Genomic DNA, 2,615 nt, shown 5'->3' with positions numbered 1-2,615 from the left:
CAAACAGGACGCCGAAGCGCTGGTGCGGTGGATGCAAAACACCAAACAAGATGAATCGGTGGGCACCTAGAGATGAACCCCGTTCACTTCCCTTGACAATATCCGCCCCGGACATTATAAAAGCTGCATTTTGCCCAAACAGAAGAACCCTTTTCCCGAATAGCAGGATATGGGTTCAAAGCGTTGACGAGGACAGTTTTCCTGCGTATGATGAAGATGCTCCACTTGACGTACTTGGCATCGTAGACATTGGGCGGTGCAAGCGCTACCAGATGACCAACGCACCAGCTTACCAGATAACCGTCTTGACGGCGGGTAGCACCGAGGACTTTTGCATAGGACATAGCGACAGATGGCTTTTCTGCTACAACTAGAATTGAAATAAGCGTTCCCTCCAATCTGTTTTCATTTGGATATGTAAGGCGGCAAATGCCGCCTTACAATCAGATGGGTTCGGTATCCTCCTCGCCGGTGTCCTCCGGCTCGTCCTCGGTGGGAATCTCAAAATCGCCCTTGTCCTCGGTATAACCTGCATCGGGGTCGAGGGCTTCTTTTTCTGCCTGCTTTTTCTGCTTCTGCTTCGCAAAAACGTAGAAGCCGCCGCCTGCCGCCAGCGCAATCAGCACGACCACACCCAGAAAGCCGGATGCGATCTTTGTGATCTTGTTTTCCTTGGGCTGTTCTGTGCCGGATGCTGCTTCCTCCGCAGCTTTCTTGGCTTCCTCCTCGGCTTTCAGCCTGTCCTGCTCTGCCTGCGTCGCCGCTTCTTTTTCAGCGGTATAAGCGTCCGCATCTTCTTCTTCCATCAGTGCCAGCAGGTCGGCTTCGTCCACAAGGTTCATAAAGTGGACGGTCTGCTGTCCTTTGGCGTTGCGGTCGATGACCAAGTAGAACGTATTGCCCGACTTGCTGACCAGCGTAATAAACTGCTGTCCGCTGCCATCGGAGTAGTTGGTGTAGTAATCGTCCACCAGCGTCAGATTGCCCTCCGGGGTCAAGGCACCAGAGGTTTCGTCCGTGACGGTGACAACATCTTTCTCCACGACTTCCGGCAGAACCGGCTGCTCCACCGGGGCAGCTTCGCCCTCAAAGGCAAAGGCGGGAGCCGCCATGCCAGCGCACAGTGCCGCCGATACCAGCAGCGCGCCCAGTTTCTTAATCTTCATCTGCATCGACCTCCTTCTCGAAAGTTGCACCCACGGCAGACAGCGCAGCCGGGTTCGGGGTGGCGGTTGCGGACTGCCGCAGCAGGGCGGCAAGCTGTTCCGGCGTGACCTTTGCAGTCCGCACCATCTCGTTGACCTCGGCAGAATCCTCTTCCTGAATGCGCCGCTCCAGAATCTCGATGCGGTTGTTCAGCTTGATGCGGCGTTCCTTCTCTTTTTCCAGCATCGCCCGCAGCTTATCCGATTTTTCGCTCATAGTAACTCCTCCAATCATTTTGAAAGCCGTCCGAACCCGGCGAGATGTTTCTCCCAGTAGGACGAATGAATGTTTGCGTACTTGATGGGGTCGCCGGCACTGACCATCATGCCGTTGCCCAGATAGATTCCGGTATGGCTCATGCCGGGGGTGTCGTAGGTTCCTTTGAAAAAGACCAGATCTCCGGGCTTTGCTTCGGCTTCGGAAATGTGCTGGCTCTTGTTCCACAGACCGTTGGCAGTGGTGCGCCCCACATCATAACCGTTCTGGTTGTAGACCCAACAAACGTAGCCTGAACAGTCAAAGCCAGTTTCCGGGGTAGAACCGCCCCATACATAGGGCGTGCCCACATACTTTTGCGCCTCCTTGTAGATGGCGGCGAACTCCTCATCCGTCAGGGCTTCTGCCGGAATCTGATAGTCGATGCCCGGCGAGCCGGAACCATCGGAGCCACCGGGCGGCAGACCGCCGTTGAACAGATAAGGCCGACCACCCAAGGTGTCCTGAAAGATCTCGTACCGTTTCCATTGGTCGTTGTCCAGTTCCTCCCGGATAACTACTTCCAGCCCTTTGTTCACCAATTTGGTGTGGAAGATTCGATACTCATAAGGCACCTGTGTGGGAACCGGGATTCCTGCCGGGCTGATGACCCAGACGGTCTTATACCGTATCTGCACCTCCACCCATGTGGTGAGCTTATACTGCTTTTTGAAGGTCTCCTTCAATTTTCCCTGTATCTCGCTGCGGGTGTAGTCATCATACAAGGTGGTCAGGAACGAAGTGAGCTGCCACGGGTCATGCTCGATGGGGTCGAGATGGTACTGGTACTCGTTGTAGCCGGGGTGGTCGGTGGGAGTGCGCTTGATCTTTTTATCCAGCTCCTTTTCCAGCTTCTTGTAGTCCTGTTCTGCGCCCCGGATGTCCCTGTCCTCAGCAGAGTACATGGTCTGCCCGGACACTTGTGTGCCGCCCGAAAAGAGGATGCCGCAGGAGGAAAAACCAGACATGACCATGAGGATACACATAAGTCACGCGCTGGCTTTGGGACCTAGAGGGATTCGAACAGCACGGCCCTGCCGCAGGCAGGGCAAGCAATCAGCCCAGTGCAACGGCGATGACCGCAGCCAGTGGCTGAAACAGGGAGGAGCTGTTGGGGCCGCGTTCTGATTTTTCAAAGCCCCGCCAAGGGGCTG

The 2,615-nt window shown here is 55.5% G+C and carries 3 protein-coding genes and 1 pseudogene; all 4 read right to left on the bottom strand.

The genetic code is table 11. The annotated features are described in order from the left end of the window. Nucleotides 1–221: 221 nt before the first annotated feature. Nucleotides 222–344 (bottom strand): annotated as a pseudogene (locus WMO17_RS12955) (DNA topoisomerase III); the annotation flags it as partial. Nucleotides 345–443: 99 nt separating this feature from the next. Then, nucleotides 444–1,172 (bottom strand): DUF4366 domain-containing protein, encoded by a 729-nt coding sequence (locus tag WMO17_RS12950; RefSeq protein WP_149794202.1) that lies wholly within the window; start codon nt 1,170–1,172, stop codon nt 444–446. Then, on the bottom strand, nt 1,156–1,422 hold the full coding sequence (locus WMO17_RS12945) for a DUF4315 family protein (protein ID WP_055191823.1): 267 nt from the start codon (nt 1,420–1,422) through the stop codon (nt 1,156–1,158). The genes WMO17_RS12950 and WMO17_RS12945 overlap by 17 nt, the downstream gene beginning before the upstream one ends. A gap of 14 nt (nt 1,423–1,436) precedes the next feature. Beyond that, on the bottom strand, nt 1,437–2,435 hold the full coding sequence (locus tag WMO17_RS12940) for a C40 family peptidase (protein WP_349138311.1): 999 nt from the start codon (nt 2,433–2,435) through the stop codon (nt 1,437–1,439). Between the last annotated feature and the right edge of the window lie 180 nt (nt 2,436–2,615).

The sequence above is a fragment of the Faecalibacterium faecis genome (assembly GCF_040096475.1).
Lineage (GTDB): Bacteria > Bacillota > Clostridia > Oscillospirales > Ruminococcaceae > Faecalibacterium > Faecalibacterium taiwanense.
Note: the sequence above shows the minus strand (reverse complement) of the source record. Positions and strands in the feature narration are given on the sequence as shown.

Bases quoted from the DNA above. Each gene is read 5' to 3' on its own strand.
- WMO17_RS12950 (WP_149794202.1), bottom strand. From the start codon at position 1,172: ATGCAGATGAAGATTAAGAAACTGGGCGCGCTGCTGGTATCGGCGGCA.
- WMO17_RS12945 (WP_055191823.1), bottom strand. From the start codon at position 1,422: ATGAGCGAAAAATCGGATAAGCTGCGGGCGATGCTGGAAAAAGAGAAG.
- WMO17_RS12940 (WP_349138311.1), bottom strand. From the start codon at position 2,435: ATGGTCATGTCTGGTTTTTCCTCCTGCGGCATCCTCTTTTCGGGCGGC.